Origin of the sequence: Spirosoma montaniterrae (genome assembly GCF_001988955.1) — a bacterium.
GTDB classification, from domain to species: Bacteria; Bacteroidota; Bacteroidia; order Cytophagales; family Spirosomataceae; genus Spirosoma; species Spirosoma montaniterrae.
Genome location: NZ_CP014263.1, coordinates 2,309,851 through 2,332,475 on the forward strand (window position 1 = coordinate 2,309,851; position 22,625 = coordinate 2,332,475).

Below are 22,625 nucleotides of genomic sequence, written 5' to 3' on the forward strand. Positions count from 1 at the left end.
TCGTTCATGCACACATTCTGTTACGGCTCACTCCTGTTGCTACTTTGTATGGCTTTCGCCCGCCCGTTCTCAATTGCCCAACCCGTACCTGTCGAAGCGGGTGTCTCGAAAACGCTGGCCGTTGCCCGGCAAAAAAGCATCAGCAACGTAGACTACGAATTAAATTTCGACATTCCCGCCGACAAAAACCAGCCCATTCCAGCCAGCGAAACCGTTACATTCGACTGGAAGCCCAACGGCCAGCCGGTTCAGCTCGATTTTAAAGAAGAACGCACTCACATTCAGGCTGTTTCGGTAAACGGCGCGTCGGTCCCGATTGTTTTCGAGAACGAACACCTGCTCATCGGTCCCGACCTGCTGAAGCGCGGACCGAACCGCGTTGACATTCAGTTTATTGCCGGTAATCTTTCGCTCAACCGCAACGACGATTACGCTTACACGCTGCTCGTACCCGACCGCGCCCGTACCGTTTTTCCCTGTTTCGACCAGCCCGATCTAAAAGCTACCTTTCAGCTTTCGCTTACTGTTCCGGCCAACTGGCAGGCCATGACCAATGCTTCGCTTCGGCACACAATTTACAATACAGACAAAAGCCGACTAACCTATGATTTCGTGCCTTCGGAAAAGATTCCGACGTACCTGTTTTCGTTCGTAGCGGGCCGGTTTACGCCCGTTTCCCGAACAATAGACAAACGGTCTATGACGCTGCTGCACCGCGAAACCGATAGCACCAAACTCCGGCTGAGCCTTGACCCGATTTTCACGCTGCACGCCGACGCGCTGCGATTTCTGGAAGACTACACGCAGCTACCGTATCCGTTTCAGAAGTTCGGTTTTGCGGCCATTCCCGATTTTCAGTACGGCGGCATGGAACACGTCGGAGCTATCGATTACCGCTCGTCGGCCCTGTTTTTAGACGATGGAGCCACCCGCGACCAGAAGCTAAGCCGGGCCACGCTTATTGCCCACGAAACGGCGCATATGTGGTTTGGCGACCTCGTAACGATGCGGTGGTTCGATGATGTGTGGCTGAAAGAAGTCTTCGCTAATTTCATAGCCGATAAGATTGTAGAAAAAAGCACCGACGCATCGGGTTCTTCCGAAGCTAACTATGACCTGCAATTTGTGGTCGATCATTTTCCGGCGGCTTATGCCGTTGACCGCACCGCCGGGGCCAATCCCATCGGGCAACCGCTCGCCAATTTGCAGGAAGCCGGTACACTCTATGGCGGCATTATCTACCACAAAGCACCGATCATGATGCGGCAGTTGGAGCGGCTGATGGGAAAAGACGCCCTCCGCGACGGCCTGCGCGAGTACCTGAAAACCTACGCCTTCGGCAACGCGACGTGGACCGACCTGATTACGATTTTAGACAAACGAACGCCCGTCGATCTGGCTGCGTGGAGCCGTATCTGGGTCAGCGAAACGGGCCGACCCGTGTTTTCGCACCAGTTAAACCAGCAGGGCGGACGCATCACGCAGTTCACGATTTCGCAAATGGGCGAAGATGGTTCGGCGCGGCTTTGGCCGCAACTGTTCGAGGTTGCGCTGGTGTATGCCGACCGGGTTGAGGAACTAACCGTGAACATGAACGCCCGAACGGTTTCGGTCGCTAAAGCCATCGGAAAAGCCGCGCCATTGTTTGTGCTGTTCAATACGTCGGGGCAGGGCTACGGGCGGTTTCCGATTGGCGTTTCAAGTATGCCATTGCTTGACGTAATGGCATACCTGAAACGCATAAAAAGCCCGGTTGCCCGCGCGGCCACTTACATCAATCTGTATGAAAACATGCTGGCGGGGAAGGGTATCTCGCCGAATCAGTTAGCGGATTTTTATCAGCAACAACTTGCCGACGAAGCCGATGAATTAGCACTGCGATTGCTGACGGGGCAATTGTCTGATCTTGTCTGGCACTTCACCAAACCCGCCGACCGACCTGCCCGCGCTGTTGCGGTGGAGCAAGTTGCATGGCAGGCCATGAACCAGGCTAAAACGCCCGGCCTACGCAAGCTGCTGTTTCGACTGTATCAGAACGTTGCCCTGACCGACACGGCCCAACAGCGGCTTTATGGTATCTGGGAAACGCAAAACGCTCCGGCAGGGGTTACGCTGACCGAAGACGACTACACGAATCTGGCCCTTGCGCTGGCCGTTCGCGACTATCCCGCCGATATGATTTTACCGCGTCAACTGGCCCGCGTCAAAAACCCCGACCGACAAAAACGGCTGGCCTTTCTCATGCCCGCGCTCTCGCCCGACATGGCCGAGCGCGACGCTTTTTTTGCGGGATTGGCTGTAGATAAAAATCGCGACCGCGAAGCCTGGGTTACGGCGGCTTTGGGCTATCTGCACCACCCACTCCGGGCCGAAACGTCGAAAAAATATCTACCCAAAAGTCTTGACCTTCTGGACGAAATACAGCGAACGGGCGATATTTTCTTTCCTGAACAATGGCTACGGGCCACGCTGGGCGCGTATCAAACGCCCGACGTGGCCGCGCTAATTCGCCAGTTTCTAACCGACCGCCCGAACTACAACCCGCGTTTGCGAAACAAACTGCTGCAAGCTGCCGACACGCCGTTTCGGGCCAGTCGGTTATTATATGGGCGATAAGCCGTTATTCCGCCCATTCCGTAAGGGGGCGAATTAATTCCGGGACGCGTAGTCGCCCCCTTACGGAATGGCTACAGCACGTTCATTAACATGATGCCCAGATGCACCACGGCACTTACGGCGAAGGCCGGAAAAACGTATTTCATCGACTGGGCCGATAGAATGGGCACCAATGCCAGCAGAAAACAAAGGTTACAGACCAGCAGTTGCCAATCGCCACCGCCAAAATAAAACATCGTGAGCAGAGCTACCGGCGATAGCAAACAGCCCTGAACGGTGAGGATCGTTGCTGCCCAGCCAGCCCGGTTAAAATCAGCCTTTTCGGCAAACTGTTTATAGGTAGAAAGCCAGTTGAGGGTTTCTGTCTGGGGATGTGTGTATGTCGATTGTGCGAGCGTTGCCATGATTGTTTATCGTTTCGTTGACAATACAAAACAACACACAGGTAGCTGCCCCAATCCTGACCGGCGTCAATCAGAAAATTGATTTTTAACAGATTTTCGTTTCTCGCGGATTTTAGCATATTGCCGCCAATTCTATTCATATGGAAAGTCAGCCTCAAGAATTCACGCCCGCACCGGGCCGTCCGCATTCCGAAGATAAGAGCGACCAGTCCTATCTACACACCAGATGGTCAGGAGCTTACGGCACGTTTATCGTAACGCATGACGTGTCGGCCTACACCAGCACCAGGGTGTTTAGTGAAGTGGGCAAGCGCACCCGCGTATCGGTACGCTTCGGGATGGTGGGCGCTGAAAACGATGCTACCGATACCGAACGCAACATGTGCGGTTTTGCCGTGACATTTCATTCCGACGAGGGCAACTGGGAAATAGCCGGTAGCAACCTGCCCGTTTTTTCGGTGAACGATCCGCAAAAATTCAGCGATTTCGTTCACACACCACCCGCTCATCTGAAATCGCCGACGATGCTGTGGGATTACTGGAGTCAGACCCCCGAAAGTCTGCATCAGGTGATGATGTTGATGAGCGACCGGGGATTGCCACAGAGCTACCGATTCATGAACGGCTATGGCGTACATACGTTCAGTTTCATCAACGCCAACGGCGAGCGGTTCTGGGCGAAAATACGCGTCAAATCGGCGCAGGGCATAGAATTTTTCGCCGATACCGAAAAGAAAGCTAAAGGCATTGACTTCGCGCAGCGCGACCTCGCCGAAGCCATCGACCGGGGTGAGTTTCCGCGCTGGAGCCTGAAAGTACAGGTGATGCCCGAAGCCGAAGCCACTACCTACCGCTACGACCCGTTCGATCTTACCAACGTATGGCCCCACATCGATTATCCACTCATCGACGTGGGCGTGGTAGAGCTAAACGAAAAGTCGGGCTTTCTTCCCAACAGTTTCGCCGATGCCGCTGTTGATACCCGCTTCAGCGAACCCGCCCCGAATCCCGATTACCCCACTCCGGTCTGGTATGAACGCCCCGCCGGAAGAGCCGACGACCCGTATAGTCAACCGGGCGACTTGTTCCGTAGGGTGATGAAAGCCGACGAACGCAGGCGGCTGGTTGCCAATGTCGTGGCGTCGATGAACAGCATCAGTGGCCCTAACCGCGAGATCATTATTGATCGGCAACTGTGCCACTGGTTCCGCTGCGACATTGCGCTGGGCATGGCGATTGCGCAGGGTCTCGGCGTCGACATGGCGAACCTGCGACGGATGATGACCGGGCAGCACGGATGAACATCAATCCATGCGTCTGAATTGTATGCCTACAACCAGCAACCATACCAGCCAGAGCGTGCTGCCCAGCAACCCGGCCAGCTCCCAATTCGGGAAGCCGGGTATGACCGTCGCGAAGAGTTCGGCCTGTGCCAGCAGATAAATACCCGACGCGCCGTAGCCGAGGTAGCTTACCCAGTGCGGAAACAACCCCAGCCGCTCCAACGCCCTCGACAATAGCACAGTATAAATAATGGTCAGTAGCTGCCCCATATGCTCGCCCAGTACCACCCCTCCGTACTGGTGTACCGCACTGAAAACGATTGCCACGACTTGCCGGGTGGCCGGGTCTGTAGCGTTGACGTACTGAGCAGCCAACACCGGCACTACAAACGGCCATCGCAGCAATCCGACGATTTGTACCACTGCCGAGATAATCCCCAGCGCAGTAGCCCACCGAATCGCTGAATCCAGACCTTCAAGTCGCTGACCGATAAGTACATACGCCCGAAGCAAGGGCAATCCGCTGATGGCAAACAGCCACCATAGCCCAACGAGTGTACTGCCTCCTTCATGGAAGCGGGTCAGCACAATGCCGGGGTCCTGCCGCAGAATGTCGGGGTAGTCGAAGACCATCGTCAGCGTTGTGTAGGGAAGCATGATGAGTACAACCCCACCAATGAGCAAGTTGCCAATATGTTGGTCAGACGGAAGTGTTGCCGTTTTCATTGACTATGTGAGATGGGTGAATTACCAGTGAAACGAGTAGCTGATGCCGGGAGTAGGATTGATTTTGAGATCGTTGTCGGTGCTGGCTATGGCAATCACGCCAAGCCGCAGGTTTAGCCCCCGCCAGACCATCCACCGGAAACCAACCTCTGCCGAAGCCGCATTCTGATCCCGATAATCGCGATTCAGACCGTGCAGGTAAGCCACCGACGTGTACAATGACGACGGATTTTCGCGCCGGCCAACGGGCAGAAACCAGTAGGTCAGGCCCGTTTTGACAAATTGCGTTGTTGTGTTGGGCGTGAAGTTGGTGACGTAATAGCCCGCATGAACCGAAACGTGATTTCGGCGGTATTCGAGACCGATGGATGGATTACGAAACCCATTGATACTGATTTCGTTGCGTGGAAAACGCTGGGCAAATGCTGAGCCGACCGACAGCAGCAGTCCGGCTATAATAATTGATTTCATACCGTCATTTTTTTATGTTAGCGACGGTACAAAGGTGGTTGTCGGGTTCAGCCGAAAACGTAGACAAATGTCTAATTCGGTAGGGGCGGTTCAGCGAATCTGCCCCCGGATACGGCTCAGATGGCGGGGCGTAACTCCCAGAATCGACGCCAGATAATGCAGCGGCACTTCCTGCAACAAATGCGGCTCTTCGTCCATCATTTTTTGATACCGCTGTTCAGCCGTCAGTGTCAGCAAGTTATACCGGCTCTCTTCAATGCAGTTGATCTGGTCTTCGAGTAATCCGACGTAAAACGTTTCAAAAGGTGGCAGGTCGTGGCGAAGCTGCACGAACGCCTGCCGGGAAATTACCCAGATGACACTGTCGGTCAGCGCACGGATCGATTCGCGGGCTGGCTGCTGTTTTAGAAAACTGCTCAACGAAACCAAAAAATCGTCGGGACCGGCGGTGTAGGTCGTTAGTTCGTCGCCGTTGCGGTCGCAGAAAAACTGAAACAGACCCTGTTCCACAAACCCTAAGCGGTCGCAGATACGCCCCTCCTGGGTGAATAATTCGCCTTTGTGCAATTGCTGCCGCTGAAACTTTCCAATTACGGTTGTTTGCTGATCGGCTTCAAAGCCACTGGCTACCAGAAATTCGTATAATCTATCCACGCTGCTGTTTTTTTGCCGACGTATCCAAAGCTACATACCATTGGCTCTGTCTGCAAACCAACACCGCAAGAATCGGGTTTTGTGCGGCTGCGTTTCTACCGACCTTTGTAGAGGTCAACACAACCGAAACGTCGGACCGAAAACGCTCATGAACACCAGCCACGCGTATACGTATCAGCAAATTGCCCGCGCTATCGAGCATCTGGCAGGCCATTATCAGCAACAGCCTACCTTAGCCGAACTGGCCGAGCGGGCCAGTCTCAGCGAGTTTCATTTTCAACGGCTTTTCACCGAGTGGGCCGGAGTAAGTCCGAAAAAATTCAGCCAGTTTCTGACCCTCGAACATGCCAAAGCGCAGCTTCGCCGGGGCGTTCCACTGACCGAAGCAGCCTACGATGCGGGCTTGTCGGGCACGGGGCGGCTTCACGATTTGTTCGTAACCATTGAAGGCGTTACGCCGGGGCAGTTTAAACAGGCCGGAGCCGGATTAGTGATGCATTACGGCGTGTTCGATAGCCCGTTCGGTGCGTATCTGCTCGGCGTTATCGGCGGCAAAATTGCCCTGCTCCAGTTTATAGACGAAACGAATCAGCCTGAAACGCTCCTGCAAACCGCCTGGCCCGAAGCCAACCACCAGCACAATCCAGCCGCGCTGGAGACGCTGGCTGCTCAAATCTTTCCGGTAGCCGGTACGTTAGCTAATCGGCCAAATCAGCCGTTGCCGGTGTTGCTGCGTGGGTCGGCGTTTCAGTTGAAAGTCTGGGAAGCGTTGCTGAAAATTCCCGAAGGTCGGTTGGTTAGCTACGATCAGATTGCCGAATCCATCGGCCAGCCTTCGGCATCGCGGGCGGTTGGCACGGCCATTGGCAGCAACCCTGTTGGTTATTTGATCCCGTGTCATCGCGTTATCAAAAAAACCGGTCTATTTGGCGGCTACCGCTGGGGCACCGACCGCAAGCAGGCCATGCTCGGCTGGGAAGCCGCCCGAACAGTGGGTGAGTTATAAACAAAAAACAGCCGTTTCTTTTACCTTTACGTTCATAATCAGCCATTTATTCACACTGACTATGAAACGGTCTACAGGTTGTCTGGCGGGTTTGGGCCTGCTGATTTTGGTATCGCTGGTATACGGGGGTATTAGCTTTTATGGCGGCAAATGGATCGACCGTTACCAGCAACCGTGGGCCTACAGCACCAGCGAACCCATCTTAGTGGGGCAATGGCAGTGTCAGTTCAAAGACCCCGATGGTGTTGCCAAAACGCTTTCGCTAACTATTGGAGAACCCACTACCGACGATGAACGCTGGGATAAGGCGTTCAGCAAACGAAAACGCAGGTCGCGAACCAACAAACGCGCTTTCGATGGCATGGCCGAGGTTTCGAGCCGCTTGGGTCGGGAGCCGTACGAAATCTGGGGAAGCGTGACCGAAGACGACATGCACCAGCTAAATCAGGTCGAATTTCGTTCGACGCTCGACAAGGGATTACCTAAACCGAACTTCTTCATCAACCTGACCAAAAACGGTCACTGGGACAACAATGCACTCCTGTTCACGCTGGTTTTCAGCTACCGCCGACCCGACGGTTCCAGCTTCTGGAGCAGCGACAACCCCCGCTTTAACCGCGAAATTCCTGTCAGGCTGGCCCGGCAGTGAGTCTATGGATACACCCGTTACGCTCCAAACCCAGCGGTTGCGGCTGCGCCCGTGGCTACCTGCCGACGCCGAACCATTTGCCCGCATGAACGCCGACCCGGAGGTGATGGCCCACTACCCTACCCGACTGACCCGCGCCCAAAGCGATGAGCAGATGAACCGGCTGGCCCGGCACATCACCGAAACCGGCTGGGGACTTTGGGCCGTTGAAGTCATTGACATTGAGCCGTTTATTGGCTATTGCGGCTTGTGGCCCGCAACATTCGACGCGCCTTTTACACCGGCCATTGAAATTGGCTGGCGCATAGCCCGGCCCTTCTGGGGAAAAAGCTACGCGTTTGAAGCAGCCGAAGCCGCCATGAATTTTGGCTTTGAAACGTTGGGCTTAGCCGAAATTGTGTCGTTCACCACTCCGGCTAATGTGCGTTCGCAACGGCTTATGGAGCGGCTTGGCATGAGCCGCAACCCCGCCGACGATTTTGACCATCCGCGCCTGCCTGTCGGCCACCCGATGCGCCCGCACGTGCTGTACCGCAAAAGCCGTGACTTATCATAATACCAGCATGTCAGACCGCACGGCTTCGCCGTAGAACACGGTCGCCTGCCGGTCAAAGTCGGCGGTTGAATCGGTTGTCAGGAAGGTGCGCTGCCCGTGTTGGCTGCACTGCCGCTCGATTTCAGGATGGCGCAGCAGATAATCAGCCAAACTATCGGCCACAATACCGCCCTGACTGAGAATGGTTGTTTCTGCCGGAACATACTGCCGTATCTTATTGACTAACAGCGGATAGTGCGTACAAGCCAATAGCAGCGTGTCGATGTCAGGCGATTGCGCCAGCAGCCGGTCGAGGTGTTGACGCACGAAATAATCGGCACCGGGCCGGTCGTACTCGCCATTTTCGACCAATGGCACCCACATCGGGCAGGCTTCCTGAAACACGCGCAGTTCGGGAAAAAACTTCTCAATCTCAACTACATACGACTCCGACGAAACCGTACCGCGCGTTGCCAGAATGCCAACCTGCCCGGTTTTGGTATAATTGCCAATTACCTCGGTCGTAGGTCGAATTACGCCCAACACGCGCCGGTTCGGACCGTCGAGTCCGGGACCATCCAGTCCGGGAGCAAGCGTTGGCAAATCGAGTTGCTGAATATTACGCAGGGCTTTAGCCGACGCCGTGTTGCAGGCCAGAATCACGAGCCGACAGCCCCGGTCGAACAAATGCCGGACACATTCGAGCGTGTAGTGGTACACGGTCTCGAAGGAGCGGGTGCCGTAGGGCGTTCGGGCGTTGTCGCCGAGGTACACGTAATCGTACTGCGGCAGTTTCTGTACAATCTCACGCAGCACCGTTAACCCGCCGTAACCAGAGTCAAAAACGCCGATTGGTTGGTTTTCGACCATCGTCACCCCAGCAGTTCTTTGCCCTGTGCCAGCGCGGCATCAAGCCCCGACGCATCGGAGCCGCCCGCCGTAGCGAAGAAGGGTTGCCCACCGCCACCGCCTTTGATGTTTTTGGCGAGTTCTTTTACCACCTGCCCGGCATTGAGGTTTCTACTCTGAATCAGCGAATCGGGCAGCATCACGGCGAGTTGCGGCTTGCCGTTAATGTCGGCACCCAGCACCAGCGCGAGGTTATCGACTTTGGCTTTCAGGTCGTAGGCCAACTGCTTCAGCGCGTCGGCGTTGGGCACGTCTACGCGCTCAACCAAACGGGCATGCCCCGGTCCGCCGTTGCGGTTTACAACTTCTACTTTTTCGAGCAACTGCCCTTTTAGTTGCTGCACTTTCTCGTTCTGCAACGCTTCGACCTGCTTTTGCAGTGCGCTACGTTCTTCCAGCAAGGTCTGTACGGCTTTCACCACGTCTTTGGGAGCTTTTAGCAACTCTTTCAGTTCGCTGACAACGGCCATTTGCTCGTTCACCAACTGCTCGGCTCCTACCGACGTTTTGCCCTCTACCCGCCGAATGCCCGTTGACACCGAGCCTTCACCCGTGAATTTGAACAGCCCGATATGGCCCGTTGCCGGCACGTGCGTACCGCCACAAAGTTCGACCGAGTACGTTGGGTCGAACGTAATGACACGAACAAAATCGCCGTATTTCTCGCCGAACAGGGCCGTGGCTCCCATGTTTTTGGCCTGTTCGATGGGTACGTTCCGTTTCTCATCTAATTTGATGTCTTCGCGGATTTTCTCATTCACAATCCGCTCGATTTCAGCTAATTGCGCGTCGTCTACTTTCTGGAAATGCGAGAAGTCGAACCGGAGCGCGTCGGGTCCGACGTATGAGCCTTTCTGAGCTACGTGCGTTCCCAGCACCTCGCGCAGGGCAGCATGTAGCAGGTGCGTAGCCGAGTGGTTGCTGGAGGTCAGGTTTCGGCGAGTGGTGTCAATAGTGGCGTAGACCGAATCAGCATCAGTCAGCAAGTCGTCGATGCCGGATACATTCTCAACAATATGAACGCTCAGGTCGTTTTCTTTCCTCGTATCAATTACTTCAAGCACACACAGGGGCGTTCCGGCCTTGCTCAATGTCAACGTACCCGTATCGCCAATCTGCCCACCTGATTCAGCATAAAACGGCGTTTCGGCCAGCACAAGCTGATACTGCGTTCCCTGTTTGTTCTGTATTTTTCGGTATTTCAGGATCTGGGTTTCTACCTCTGTCTGGTCATAGCCAACAAAGCCAGCTTGGCTGTCAGATTCATTGACTTCCACCCAATCACCTGCCGACGACGTGGCGTCTTTGCGCGAACGGGCTTTCTGCTCGGCCAATGCTTTCTCGAAACCGGCCTGATCGATGCTCAGTCCTTTTTCGCGGGCGATGAGCGCGGTCAGGTCGGCGGGAAAACCGAAGGTGTCGTTTAACTCGAACACCGTTGCGCCGGGAATCTCGCTTTCACCTTCCGTTGTGAGTTGACCAATAATCTGGTCTAAACGACCCAATCCCGTACCCAACGTGCGCAGGAACGAAATTTCTTCTTCCCGAATTACGGTAGCCACAAAATCGCGCTGGGCGTTCAATTCGGAGAATACGTCGGCAAACTGCATCGCCAGCGTTGGCACGAGTTTGGTCATAAACGGCTCGGTCAGACCGAGATACGAGTAGCCGTACCGGATGGCCCGGCGCAGAATCCGCCGAATCACGTAGCCCGCTTTGGCGTTGCTCGGCACCAATCCGTCGGCAATAGCGAAACTCACGGCCCGGATGTGATCGGCAATCACGCGCATCGCCACGTCCGACTTGTCGGTTCCACGCGTGTATTTTTGGCCCGACAGTTCTTCGATTACGTGAATCGTACCGCTGAACACGTCGGTGTCGTAGTTGCTTTGCTTGCCCTGTATTGCCATACAAAGCCGCTCGAAACCCATGCCCGTGTCGACGTGCCGGGCGGGTAGTTCTTCCAACGAACCATCGGCTTTGCGATTGAACTGCATGAACACGTTGTTCCAGATTTCAACCACCTGCGGATGGTCGGCGTTCACGAGTTCTTTGCCCGGTTTCTGCGCTACTTCGTCTGCCGAGCGCAGGTCGATATGGATTTCGGAACACGGCCCACACGGACCCGTGTCGCCCATTTCCCAGAAATTATCTTTTTTGTTGCCCAGAATAATCCGGCTCTCATCACCAATGATGCCTTTCCACAAATCCCACGACTCCTGATCGAACGGCACCCCGTCGCGCTCATCGCCTTTGAACACCGATACGTAGATGCGGTCTTTCGGAAGTTTGTAGACTTCCGTCAGCAACTCCCACGACCAGGTGAGGGCTTCTTTCTTGAAATAATCACCGAACGACCAGTTGCCCAGCATCTCGAACATGGTGTGGTGATAGGTGTCGAAACCCACGTCTTCGAGATCGTTATGCTTACCCGATACGCGCAGGCATTTCTGCGTGTCGGCCACGCGGGGCGCGGGTGGTGTGCCATTGCCAAGAAAAAAGTCTTTAAACTGCGCCATGCCTGAATTGTTGAACATCAGCGTCGGGTCGTTTTTGGCAACGAGCGGAGCCGATGGCACAATCAGGTGCTGTTTGGAACGGAAGAAGTCGAGAAATTGCCGACGTATTTCGTGGGAAGTCATTTCAGTGAGCAGTTAGCAGTGAGCAGCCAACAGGGGTAACAGGCTGACCGCTCTTTAATGGGGCAATAAAATTGAGGGGCAAAATTACGCCAAAACTTGCGTTTATTCAGGCGGTTGGGGAAGTTTGTCGGATGGAAGGCGGAGGAAAACTGTATTACGGCATTAAGGAAGTGGCCGAGTTGTTCGGCATCAACGCATCGAAACTGCGCTTCTACGAGAAGGAGTTTCCGACGCTTCAACCCAAAAAAAACCGCTCTGGCGACCGCGTGTACACGCCCGCCGACATCGAACACCTGCGCGAAATTTTAGACCTGACGCAGAACAAAGGCTACACGCTACCCGGTGCCCGCGAATACCTGAAAACCCGCGATGCCGCCCGACGCGAAAACGCCCGCTACATCGCCAAACTCAAACAAATCAAAACGTTTCTGGAGCAAATTCGCGATGGCCTGTAATTTCGATTCTGTTCCGTAAGGGGGCGAATTAATTCGCCCCCTTACGGAACAGAATCGAAATTACAACGCCTTCATAAACGCTACCAACGCTTTTTTCTCCGAACCCGAAAGATTCAGCTTGTCTTCGGGAAGCGTCTGATTATCAAGACCGAAACCGAAGCCGTTGCCCCCGCCCTGATTGTAGAAATCAACCACCTGTTCGAGCGTTTGATACACGCCGTTGTGCATGTACGGAGCCGTGCGGGCTATGTTGCGCACAGTTGGTGTTTTGAAAGCATACTTCAGCGGATCGAGTTTGGTGTGGGCGTAGCGGCCCAGGTCGGGGTCAAGTTGCCGATTGCTGGCGGTGGCGGGTGTGCCGATGACTTCCGATTCGCTGTCGGTGTAGGCGGGCGGCACCGTGCCGTTGAAGAGTGGCATGAAGTGGCAGATACCGCATTTGGCCTTCCCCATAAACAGGTTGAACCCATGAATCTCCTCTGCCGACAATGCCGTTTTTTCACCCTGCATATACCGGTCAAAACGCGAATCGAACGACGTTAAGGTGCGTTCGTAAGCCGCCAGTGCATTCTGAATGTGTGTGGAAGCAATGGCTCCCTGCGCCGTTGGAAACGCTTTTTTGAACAAATCTACATAGTCGGGGCTGCGTTGTAGTTCCTGAGCCGCCCGCTCCATCGATCCGCGCATCTCCGACGTGTTGTGAACTACGTCGAATACCTGCCCTTCGAGCGACGATGTCCGCAGGTCGTAAAACTGTCCGGCTTGCAGAGCCGCGTTGAGCAACGTGGGGGTATTGCGCCCAATCAGGCCCTGCCCGGTCAGGGTTTTGTTTTTAACCAATCCGTCGGTAAATGCCTTGTCGGGCTGATGGCAACTCGCACACGACCGTTGCCCATTGGCCGACAATACCGGGTCATAGAATAACCGTTTGCCCAGTGCTACTTTAGCCGGGTTTCGGCGGGCATCGAGCGTTGTCGCGTAGGCATCGGGGTCGAACACGTTGGCCGCAAAAAGTGTGGGCGCGTCGGGGCGCAGCGGTCGTTTGTCGGTAAAGGGCAGAATACCAAGCTGTTTCTGATAGTCGAGTAGCTGTGTCGATAGCGGATTAGCGTAGGTGGTGATGAAGTGCGCCCGGTCGAAACTGTCGAAATCCGGATGTTGACGCAGGTACGTCCCGGCCCCGGCCAGCAACGTTTGCAACGACGCGAACGCGGGTTTTTCTGACACATACGGAGCCAGATAAGCCTGTACCGATGTCAGCAACGTAGCTGCTTCTGGGATGGCCGTGCGCGAGAGGGGCGTATCGAATCCACTGATACCGAGCGAGATGGAGCGAAATACGGCCAGCCGAAGCGCGTCGAATACATGGGCATCGGTCAGTTCGGTGGCTTCCCAGAGACCGCCGTACCGTTTGAGTTCGCGTTTCAGTTTTCGGACCTCGCGCACCAGTTCGTCGCGCCCGGCGGGGTCGAACGTTGGGTATAAAAACTCTTCGATTACCTGAAGTCCGCCCGGTTCAAACAGCTTGGTTTCTTCTACCTCGATTTCGGGCAGTGGCGGGCCGTTCACTAAGCGCGTGGTGGTCGGGAAGTAGTACTCAGCAAACGGCTCGATGCGTTTGTAAGCCGTTCGGCAGGCCAGAAACGCCCGTTGCAGCGAGTCGGTCGACGTGCTACGCTCGGCAAGGGGCAGCAACACCCGATTCGTCAGCGAATCGAGCGTTTGCAGGTCTTGCCAAAACCGGGCTTTGGTCTGCTCGACGGGTGCCAGAACGGGGCGACTCCAGCGCGAAGCCATCCCGGCCAGTGCAACAAACAGGGTAGTTGTCACCAAAATCGCCAGTAACAATTTTAGGGATTGTTGCATAGTCTTCTATGGTATTGGTGTTATAGAAAAGAACCCTCCGCCCGGCGGGGCAGAGGGCTATACGTTTATGATGAACTGGGCTTACTTGGCAATGCCGCGCACAATCACAACCTGACCGCCTTCACGATTGCCCGACACTTTCGAGCCATCAGCGTCTTTAAACTTATCTTCCTGCCAGGTGTGGGGGTGCAGGTTTACCAAAAACGTGTTGGGCGTACCAACGAGGTCCGAAATGTCGAACATGGCACCGTATTCCCACGAACTCAGGTTCTTCGAGTTCACTGAGTTATACTTGGCTTCAAACGTAGCATCACCCCGGCGGTGATTCATTTCGATCATTGGCTTGTTCTCGTTTGTAGCGATGTTGAACTGCCAGATGCGGCCATCGTGCTTGGTATCTAAGTAGAACGAATCGCCGTCTTCCTGAATATACACGAAGTTGTCCGTTACGCAGAGGTTATCGGGGTTCACGATGCTGTTGCCTGGATTTACGCCCCCGTCGATAACGGGCGTCAGTTTACCCGTCAGCGGGTTGGCAGCATCCATCACGAGTTTGTACACCCGGCCCCACATCGTTTTACCGGCTACCGGCGTCTTTTTGTCATTCTCGCTCACCCCCGTAGCGGTGAAATACACCTCGCGGGCAGCCGCAGCACTGCCTTTGCGATAGTCGATGTCTTCAACACGGGCAAACTGAATGGCCTTCTTCGTTACCGACTGAGCGGCAATCTGTACGCCGGTCGAAGTTTTTACGTTGTCGACCTCCACAAACTCTACATCATAAGTTTGACCTACTTTCAGATTTGTCTCGATAGGGTCCTGGTTTTTCGTGCGCAGGAAGTAGAGCTTACCGTTTTGCAGATCACCTACCGTGTTCGATACATAAGCCAATAATTGGCCGTTACCGTCGTCTTCACCAATGATGATCACCGTTTTGCCGGGGAATGCGTCTTTCGGCAGTGGCACAGCGTTCTCCATCGACGCCCGGCCCAGTGCAGGCAGTACGCGGTCTTTGTTTTTCTTGTCGGCAGGGCCGGTCGGGCTAATGGCGTGTACTAATGATTCGGCACCGCTCTCGCCCGCCGTCAGAAACACCGGACCGAAACCATGCTCGGCGGGCGTAGCCAGCGTTGCCGAACATAACCGCCACTGACCACCCTCGCCATCAACGATGTATTCACCTTTGGTGGGCTGGAATGTTTTGTCGAGGTACACCCGCGACACGGCCCGGTGAATCTCGTGGTTGTTGATCAGAATATAGCCATCACCAGCAGGGTCTTTCATAAGAGCCGCACCGTCGGGCTGTGCACCGAAGATAAAATCGGGCGAACCAGCCAGTTTGTCGTCTGAGCTAATAAGCGTGTTGACCTGGAGATTCTCGAAACCGGGCAGCGTTTTCACCAGCGACGGGTTCACCGAATAGTCTTTGAATACAACCGGCGATGTAGGCGTAGTCGTTGGGTTCTCTTCGGTGTTACAGGCTACCGCCATGAACAGCGAGAGCAATGCAGTAGAGGACAGTAAAAGTTTGTTCGTTCGCATTAGGTTGATTATTTTTATCAACTGATTTTCCCACAAAAGTACCTCGTCAATTTTACCTGACTATGACGCCATTTTTACCAAACTACTATCATTTGTGAAGAAACGATAACACTTAATTGATGATGCCTCGCCTAACTTATTGGCTTCACACGCCGTTGCTGACGGGAAAATTAGTAAGATTGCAACCGATTCTTACGTTTTCGTTTGTCCAACCGTGACTGCATCTTCTCAATCTGCCGTTGCCCTGACGCTTGTTCCTGGTCTGGGTAGTATTCTTATCCGCCAATTAGTTAGCTATTGCGGCTCACCCGACGAAGTGTTTCGGTCGCCGTTGGGCAAGTTGCTGAAAGTGCCGGGCATTGGCGAGGTTACGGCCCGCGCCATCCTCAAATCCGACACCCAGAATCAGGCCGAACAGGTTTTAAAACGGTTGGATACGCTCGGCGCATCGGCTCTGTTTTATACCGACAAAAACTATCCGGCCCGGCTCAAAACCCTTTACGATGCCCCTGCCCTGCTCTATTTTCAGGGGTCGGGCAACCTCAATGCTCCGCGCACTATTGGACTGGTAGGCACCCGGCAGGCCACCGAATACGGTCGGCGCGTTACAAACGAGATCATCGAAGCACTTGCCCCCTACAGCGTGTCGGTCATTAGCGGGCTGGCTTATGGCATCGACATTGCCGCCCACCGCGCCAGTTTGGCCCATGTGCTGCCCACCATTGGCGTGATGGCAAGCGGGCTTGACATTATTTATCCGAACGTGCACTATAAAACGGCGCAGGAAATGCTGGTACTCGGTGGTTTGCTAACCGAGAGCATTCCCGGCACCAAACCCGACGCGCACCTGTTTCCGGCCCGAAATCGCATTATCGCGGGCCTGAGCGATGCCATTGTGGTGGTCGAAGCAGCCGCAAAAGGCGGGGCACTCATCACCGCCGAATACGCCAACAACTACCACCGCGAGGTGTTCGCCGTGCCGGGCCAACTGACGCAGGCATTTTCGGCAGGCTGCAACAAACTGATTCGCGAGAACAAAGCGCAGATTTACACCAGCCCGCATGACCTGATCGAAACCCTGAACTGGGATACGCCCATTGACCAGCCAACCCGGAAAAATCAGGCACCACCCCTACCCTCCGACCTGACCGACGACGAAAGTCAGATATTGGCACTGTTGCGGCAGGCTACCGACTGGCACATTGACGACATTAGCTGGAAAAGCCAGATTCCGATGGGTCGGCTGGCGTCGCTGCTGCTTAATTTAGAATTTCGGGGGTTTGTGCGGTCACTACCGGGAAAGAAATATGCTGCTGTATATGTGTAACAACATTTTTTAATCTAACATTAACGGTCACATTACGTTATCGTGGTATGCAGGAAACCTATCACGACTACGTCATCAGCAATGGTCAGTTCGTCGGCAAATTCGAGGAAATGTACCAGAAATTCGATCAGCCCTGGATGCAGGACCGTCAACCGAACCCCTATTCGCGGCAGGCAGGAATTTTTCACCTTCAGAAGTATGGCATTCGGTCGGTGCTGGAATGCGGCAGCGGGCTGGGCTATTACGCCGAAGCCATTTACCAGCAAACGGGCATCATTCCCGAAGGCATCGAAATATCGCCTACCGCCGTTGAAAAGGCCAAAACACTATTTCCGCACCTGCGTTTCAACGTCGATACGGTGCAGAATCTGGCGAACTATAAACACCTCGATGCCATTCTGTTTGCTGAGATAACCTGGTACATCTTGCCCGACCTAAACGATTTGTTCGCCCGTATGAAAGAACATTTCGCGGGTAAATACTTCATTCACAATCTTGTGTTTTACAAAGGCTCACAGAAATACGGCACTGATTATTTTACAAACCTTCAGGAGTTTATTACCTACGTACCCTTTACACTATTAGGTTACTGTGAGGCCACCACTGAACAGGATTCCACGATTGAAACATCTACTATTTTTAAGATCGAGTAATCCTCGGTTTGAGATAGGTAGGATGTAACAGAAACCACCACTACACAGATGAAATTAGCATCAGTCGTTTTGTTTTGCGTTTTCTATTCATTCGCTACCACCACCCACGCACAAAAACAGTTCACACCCGCCGACCTAAAAACCAAGATTCTACAGCGGGAAGATTCGTTGCGGAGCCTGATTTCAGTGTACCGGGGGCGAAGTATGAAACGCGGGCGCAAATCGCGGATTGTTGGCCTTAGAGCCGTCAATGGAACGTTTATTAAAGTGTATCAGGAGCGGATCAAAATTTTTAAAAGTGGGCAGATGCTCAGCCGACGGACTCATTTGTACCTGACTATGAACGGCACGGTGCCGGTGTTCGGCAATAACCCTATCTTGAAAATCAGGGCTATGAATGGTAAATTCCTGTACGCTAACTATCAAATGCCCCGTCAAACTCTCGAACTTTTTAACGAAAATACCGTAACGACAACGTCGGGTTTCTAACATTTGCGAATCGACAATTGCCCCCTTACATTTGCCCCGTCAACGCCTTACGCCAATGATACGCTTCTACTGATTAGCCGCCCGGTTGTTTTATACACCGTTTATCCGTGCAACCCGGCATGGGCCGTTTTGCCGTTGCCAACGGATTCTGATCAACTATTCATTGGTTCCAGTTCAACTTGTCTTTATGCTTCATCATCTACGTTATGGCGCATGGCTGCTGGTCAGTCTGTGCGTATCTACCACACTTTTTGCACAATCGCTGCGTGTTTTGCCCACCGATTCGTTGATTCGGGTCGATGGCAACCTGACGGAGTCGGTCTGGCAGCGGGCGGAGGTTGCGGGTAATTTTATTCAGAATTTCCCGAACGATACTATGCCCGCCCTCAACCGCACCGACGTGCGCATGACCTACGACAACGGGCATCTGTACGTAGCAGTGGTGTGCTTCGATAAAAATCCTGAAAAACGGTTCATAGCATCGTCGCTGCGCCGGGATTGGGAATGGGATCAGAACGATAATTTTACGGTTTACCTCGACCCTTTCGGCGACCGCACCAATGGTTTTACCTTCAACGTAACGCCCCTCGGCGTAGAGCGCGAAGGGCAAATGTTCAACGGCGAGCGCGTGGCCCCGGAATGGGACAACAAGTGGCGGTCGGCAGTAAAAACATTTCCCGACCGCTGGCAGGCCGAACTGATGATTCCGCTCAAGAGCATCCGTTACCGGAAAGATCCTGACTGGTTCCTGATGAATTTTGCGCGGCACGACCTCAAAAATAACCAGCGTACTTCGTGGCGACGCGTGCCCATTGCCTACCGCATTTCGGCATTAGCTTTTGCCGACACGGTGCGGTTTGCCACGCCCCTGCCCAACGCCGGACCAAACATATCCCTGATTCCCTACGTCAGTGGTCGGCTCGACGACTACCGGGGCGAAGGTGGCAGCAGGCGGCTCGCGGGCGGCATTGGCTTCGACGCTAAAATTGCCATTACGCCCTCGCTCAATCTCGACCTGACCGTAAATCCCGACTTCTCGCAGGTCGAAGTCGATCAGCAGGTTACGAACCTCGAACGATTCGAAATTTTCTTCCCCGAACGGCGGCAGTTTTTCTTAGAAAACAATGACTTGTTCGCCAACCTCGGTTTTGAGCAGTCCCGCCCGTTTTTCAGTCGGCGCATCGGCATCGGGCGCGACACAAACACGGGCGTTATTGTGCAGAATCCGATTCTGTACGGCGCACGACTAAGCGGCAAAATCGATAAAAACTGGCGCATCGGGTTGCTGAATACGCAAACGGCCCGGCAAAACAGCCGGGGTATCACACCTCAGAATTATACCGTCGGAATTGTGCAGCGGCAGGTGTTTACGCGCTCGAACGTAGTGGGCTTTTTCGTCAACCGCGATGGCGAAGGGGCAAGCCCAACGGCATCGCGCTACACCCGCGTTGCCGGGGCCGAATTTAATTTACTGACCGACGATAACCGCTGGAGCGGTAAGGTATGGGGCCACAAGGCATTCCGGTCTGACCTGGAAGGCAAACCCCTCGAAAGCGCGGCTCACGGCCTGTTTTTGAACTACACAAGCCGCAACCTGACGCTGGAGTGGGCGCACGAATACATCGGGGCACACTATAACATCAACGACGTGGGCTTTGTGGCCCGGCGCGGGCAGTGGGGCTTTTTTCCGCAGGCGCAGTACACCTTCTATCCCGAAAACAACCGGTGGCTCGTGAGTCACGGCCCACAGCTTGAAACAACCCTTTATCGGGATTTAACCGGTAAATTGCTCGACCGGGAATTATTCTACGGCTACAATTTCGCGCTGAAAAATACAATGGAGTTTGGCGGAGGGTACTACAACCTGTTCACGTACCTGTTTTTTCCGTTCGATCCGACGAACTTAGGTGGCGAGAAACTGCCCGCCAGCACCAACTACCGACAACGGGGCGGATTCTGGTTTATAAACAGCGACCGGCGCAAGCTGCTTACGCTACAGGCCGAAGGCTGGACAGGTGGCTTCTTCAACGGACGTAATACCAATGCTCAGGCCGTACTCAACTACCGGTTCCAGCCCTACGGTTCGTTTGGCATCTCAGCCGAGCATAATAATATTCGGCTACCTGAACCGTATAATTCGGCCAGACTCTGGCTGATTGGCCCGCGCTTAGACCTGACCTTCTCGCGTAAGCTGTTCTGGACTACGTTCGTTCAGTTTAACAACCAAACCAACAATACGCTGCTGAACACGCGCCTGCAATGGCGATACGCGCCTGTTTCGGACTTATTTGTGGTGTATCAGGAAAATTATTTTCCCAGTTCGTTTGCCAGCAAAAACCGGGCATTGGTAATAAAACTGTCGTACTGGCTGAATGTGTAGGGAAGAGCGCATGAAGCTTTGATTAGCGGGCGAATTAATTCGCCCGCTAATCAAAGCTTCATGCTAAATACGGCAAATACGGCTCCAGCCGGTCGGTGTCGTTGAAGACTGCTACTTGCTGGAGATTGCTGCGATAGGCGTCGTATTGCAATTCGACGTAGAAGTTTTTGAGACTATACAGCAAAAAAATGTGATCACCTTCGTAGCGATTGGCTAAAATGTCGCCCGCGAAGTAAAGCGTGTCGAGTTGTTGTTGGGGCGCAAGCTGAGTAAAATCGGCGGGCTTCATAAGCAGTTGGGGTTGACAAGCGAAATAAGCGAAAACCCGGCCCTTACACAAACCCAGTGACAGAGTTTATATGCTACACAAAAAACAGCACCCTATTACAACTAAAACATAAAGTATACCAACGCATTACGTACCAATGAGTTTCAGGTTCGCCCATGCATGGGCGAACCTGAAAAATTTTTAGCTGATTTTCACTTCACGGCCTGTGCGGGCGGCCTGATAGATTGCTTCAACGATTTTAATGTCGCGCAGACCTTCTTCGCCGGGCACCAGCACGGGTTTGTTTTTCAGGATCGCTTCGGCATCGTCGTCCATTTGCTTTGCCTGCTGCCAGGGTACGTCATACGGGTGATTGATACTGCCGCTGGATTTCCCCATAAATTCGCCTTTCACCCCGTTATAGGGCGAATAAGGTTCCATGCGCAACGTGCCTTTATCGCCCGTTACGTGCAGGAAGTTCATATTCATGCCATAGCTCGTTTGCACAGCCGCCCGCGCTCCACTTGGAAAAATCAGTTGCGCCATCGTGGTTTCGTCAAGACCATTTTTGTAGACGTCGGGGCGGGTCGTGAACTGCTGGGCGGTTACGGCAATAGGTTCTTCGCCAGTGGCTAAACGGGCACCCTGCAATACATATACGCCCATGTCGTACATGACACCTCCGCCCATTTCTTTTTTCTGTTTCCAGTGATCAGTGCGTCCGTCATAATAGCCTGCCGAGCAGCTAACCATCTGAATTTTACCGATTTTTCCATCGCGCAGGGCCTTTACGTATTCCTGCGTGTTGGGTTCGTGATGCAGCCGGTAGCCTACCGTCAGTGAGCGTTTATTTTTGGCGCAGGCATCGATCATGTTCTGGCACTCTTTCGCCGTTACGGCCATCGGCTTTTCTACCCAAACGTGTTTTCCAGCACGAGCCGCCCGCACCACGTATTCCTCGTGCATCGACGGGGGCAGCACCACGTACACCACGTCGATGTCGGGGTTATTGGCAATCTGGTCGAACGTCTGGTACGAATAGATGTTTTTGTCGGGGATGTTGTATTTCTTTTTCCAGGCTTCAGCCTTGCCGGGCGTTCCGGTCACGATACCGGCGAGGTAGCAGTTTTTGGTCTGCTGCAAAGCGGGAGCCAGCAGGTCGGTGCTGTAATAGCCCAGCCCCACGAGGGCCACGCCGAGCCGGTCTTTTTTCGGACCTGTAGCGGCCAGCAACACATTGGGCGAAAACGTTGCGGCTGCGCTGATGAGGGATGCGGTCTGGAGGAAGTGTCTGCGGGAAGAGGTCATGTTTCGGCTTGTTCTTCAGTGTATTACTATGATTCGTTAGCTAATAAGGACAAAAACTCATCTGGCGTAAAAACCCCTATTTTGGGAAAAGGGAGTTCTTTTACTATATTGAAGTGGCCGTCATAGGTAAGAATATAATCAGCACCACCCGTGGCCTTTGGCCCAAGATTCGATAGTATCTTCATTCCACCCATTCTCCTGGCAAAGTTTCTCCATTTCGGCATCGGCTTTATTCAGAAAATACTGTGCTAAGAGCTGGCGAATCTCTGTAAGCTGCTCATCAGCCAATGGATAAGCAAAGGTTTGCAACAATTCGATTTGCAAATTGGTCAATTTAGGAGGAGCAACCATGTTTTTAGCTTTTTTGTGAAGTTAGTCAATTGACTGCATTTACAAATCAACAGCCCAAGAAACTGGCATGTCAACGTTCATCTTTGTATCT

At 53.7% G+C, this 22,625-nt stretch carries 21 protein-coding genes; 10 read left to right on the forward strand and 11 right to left on the reverse strand.

Annotated features, from left to right (window positions below; all coding sequences use genetic code 11):
- The first annotated feature begins 6 nt into the window (after positions 1 to 6).
- Positions 7 to 2,616 (forward strand): M1 family aminopeptidase, encoded by a 2,610-nt coding sequence (locus AWR27_RS10080; protein WP_083732809.1) that lies wholly within the window; start codon positions 7 to 9, stop codon positions 2,614 to 2,616.
- A 71-nt stretch (positions 2,617 to 2,687) separates the two neighbouring features.
- On the opposite strand, the gene AWR27_RS10085 is transcribed toward AWR27_RS10080, so the two are convergent.
- Positions 2,688 to 3,020 (reverse strand): hypothetical protein, encoded by a 333-nt coding sequence (locus tag AWR27_RS10085; protein ID WP_077131060.1) that lies wholly within the window; start codon positions 3,018 to 3,020, stop codon positions 2,688 to 2,690.
- A 140-nt stretch (positions 3,021 to 3,160) separates the two neighbouring features.
- Between AWR27_RS10085 and AWR27_RS10090 the strand changes: the two genes are divergently transcribed.
- Positions 3,161 to 4,321: a catalase gene (locus tag AWR27_RS10090; protein WP_077131061.1), complete on the forward strand. Its 1,161-nt coding sequence runs from the start codon at positions 3,161 to 3,163 to the stop codon at positions 4,319 to 4,321.
- A 3-nt stretch (positions 4,322 to 4,324) separates the two neighbouring features.
- On the opposite strand, the gene AWR27_RS10095 is transcribed toward AWR27_RS10090, so the two are convergent.
- The 3 genes from AWR27_RS10095 to AWR27_RS10105 all read right to left on the reverse strand — a co-directional run bounded on the left by AWR27_RS10095 (position 4,325) and on the right by AWR27_RS10105 (position 6,154).
- Complete coding sequence (locus AWR27_RS10095) at positions 4,325 to 5,029, reverse strand: DUF4386 domain-containing protein (protein WP_077131062.1); 705 nt, start codon at positions 5,027 to 5,029, stop codon at positions 4,325 to 4,327.
- A 21-nt stretch (positions 5,030 to 5,050) separates the two neighbouring features.
- Complete coding sequence (locus AWR27_RS10100; RefSeq protein ID WP_077131063.1) at positions 5,051 to 5,500, reverse strand: hypothetical protein; 450 nt, start codon at positions 5,498 to 5,500, stop codon at positions 5,051 to 5,053.
- Between the two features lie 90 nt (positions 5,501 to 5,590).
- Positions 5,591 to 6,154, reverse strand: coding sequence for a Crp/Fnr family transcriptional regulator (locus AWR27_RS10105; protein WP_077131064.1), 564 nt, complete (start codon positions 6,152 to 6,154; stop codon positions 5,591 to 5,593).
- A 148-nt stretch (positions 6,155 to 6,302) separates the two neighbouring features.
- Here AWR27_RS10105 and AWR27_RS10110 point away from each other — a divergent pair, with 148 nt between their 5' ends.
- The 3 genes from AWR27_RS10110 to AWR27_RS10120 all read left to right on the forward strand — a co-directional run bounded on the left by AWR27_RS10110 (position 6,303) and on the right by AWR27_RS10120 (position 8,365).
- Positions 6,303 to 7,160, forward strand: a complete 858-nt coding sequence (locus AWR27_RS10110) for a bifunctional transcriptional activator/DNA repair enzyme AdaA (RefSeq protein ID WP_077131065.1) — start codon at positions 6,303 to 6,305, stop codon at positions 7,158 to 7,160.
- 61 nt (positions 7,161 to 7,221) lie between these two features.
- Positions 7,222 to 7,809 (forward strand): hypothetical protein, encoded by a 588-nt coding sequence (locus AWR27_RS10115; protein WP_077131066.1) that lies wholly within the window; start codon positions 7,222 to 7,224, stop codon positions 7,807 to 7,809.
- A 4-nt stretch (positions 7,810 to 7,813) separates the two neighbouring features.
- Positions 7,814 to 8,365: a GNAT family N-acetyltransferase gene (locus tag AWR27_RS10120; RefSeq protein WP_077131067.1), complete on the forward strand. Its 552-nt coding sequence runs from the start codon at positions 7,814 to 7,816 to the stop codon at positions 8,363 to 8,365.
- Here AWR27_RS10120 and AWR27_RS10125 read toward each other — a convergent pair.
- Together AWR27_RS10125 and alaS are read right to left on the reverse strand one after the other, a co-directional pair.
- On the reverse strand, positions 8,360 to 9,214 hold the full coding sequence (locus AWR27_RS10125) for a glutamate racemase (protein ID WP_077131068.1): 855 nt from the start codon (positions 9,212 to 9,214) through the stop codon (positions 8,360 to 8,362). The two genes, AWR27_RS10120 and AWR27_RS10125, sit on opposite strands and share 6 nt — an antisense overlap.
- Positions 9,215 to 9,216: 2 nt before the next feature.
- The gene (gene alaS, locus AWR27_RS10130) at positions 9,217 to 11,895 is read right to left on the reverse strand and encodes an alanine--tRNA ligase (protein ID WP_077131069.1); all 2,679 of its coding nucleotides are present in this window, start codon (positions 11,893 to 11,895) and stop codon (positions 9,217 to 9,219) included.
- Positions 11,896 to 11,966: 71 nt separating this feature from the next.
- Here alaS and AWR27_RS10135 point away from each other — a divergent pair, with 71 nt between their 5' ends.
- A complete protein-coding gene (locus tag AWR27_RS10135; RefSeq protein WP_232326028.1) occupies positions 11,967 to 12,350 on the forward strand; it encodes a MerR family transcriptional regulator in 384 nt (127 codons plus the stop codon).
- 60 nt (positions 12,351 to 12,410) lie between these two features.
- Here AWR27_RS10135 and AWR27_RS10140 read toward each other — a convergent pair whose 3' ends face one another.
- Entirely contained in the window at positions 12,411 to 14,216 is a 1,806-nt protein-coding gene (locus tag AWR27_RS10140) for a cytochrome c peroxidase (RefSeq protein WP_077131071.1), read from the reverse strand.
- 81 nt (positions 14,217 to 14,297) lie between these two features.
- Positions 14,298 to 15,758, reverse strand: coding sequence for an alkaline phosphatase PhoX (locus tag AWR27_RS10145; protein WP_077131072.1), 1,461 nt, complete (start codon positions 15,756 to 15,758; stop codon positions 14,298 to 14,300).
- 214 nt (positions 15,759 to 15,972) lie between these two features.
- Here AWR27_RS10145 and dprA point away from each other — a divergent pair, with 214 nt between their 5' ends.
- From dprA to AWR27_RS10165, 4 genes are all read left to right on the forward strand, one after another.
- Positions 15,973 to 17,085 (forward strand): DNA-processing protein DprA, encoded by a 1,113-nt coding sequence (dprA, locus tag AWR27_RS10150; protein WP_077131073.1) that lies wholly within the window; start codon positions 15,973 to 15,975, stop codon positions 17,083 to 17,085.
- Positions 17,086 to 17,132: 47 nt separating this feature from the next.
- Positions 17,133 to 17,738: a class I SAM-dependent methyltransferase gene (locus AWR27_RS25505; RefSeq protein ID WP_077131074.1), complete on the forward strand. Its 606-nt coding sequence runs from the start codon at positions 17,133 to 17,135 to the stop codon at positions 17,736 to 17,738.
- A 48-nt stretch (positions 17,739 to 17,786) separates the two neighbouring features.
- Positions 17,787 to 18,227: a hypothetical protein gene (locus AWR27_RS10160; protein WP_077131075.1), complete on the forward strand. Its 441-nt coding sequence runs from the start codon at positions 17,787 to 17,789 to the stop codon at positions 18,225 to 18,227.
- 187 nt (positions 18,228 to 18,414) lie between these two features.
- The gene (locus tag AWR27_RS10165) at positions 18,415 to 20,607 is read left to right on the forward strand and encodes a DUF5916 domain-containing protein (protein ID WP_157579188.1); all 2,193 of its coding nucleotides are present in this window, start codon (positions 18,415 to 18,417) and stop codon (positions 20,605 to 20,607) included.
- 58 nt (positions 20,608 to 20,665) lie between these two features.
- Here the strand turns inward: AWR27_RS10165 and AWR27_RS10170 are convergent, their stop codons facing one another.
- The 3 genes from AWR27_RS10170 to AWR27_RS10180 form a co-directional block, all read right to left on the reverse strand.
- Positions 20,666 to 20,896, reverse strand: coding sequence for a hypothetical protein (locus tag AWR27_RS10170; protein ID WP_077131076.1), 231 nt, complete (start codon positions 20,894 to 20,896; stop codon positions 20,666 to 20,668).
- A 180-nt stretch (positions 20,897 to 21,076) separates the two neighbouring features.
- Positions 21,077 to 22,183 carry a Gfo/Idh/MocA family protein gene (locus AWR27_RS10175; protein WP_077131077.1) on the reverse strand — a complete coding sequence of 369 codons (1,107 nt, stop codon included), beginning with the start codon at positions 22,181 to 22,183 and terminating at the stop codon, positions 21,077 to 21,079.
- A gap of 138 nt (positions 22,184 to 22,321) precedes the next feature.
- On the reverse strand, positions 22,322 to 22,534 hold the full coding sequence (locus AWR27_RS10180) for a hypothetical protein (protein WP_077131078.1): 213 nt from the start codon (positions 22,532 to 22,534) through the stop codon (positions 22,322 to 22,324).
- Positions 22,535 to 22,625: the final 91 nt, after the last annotated feature.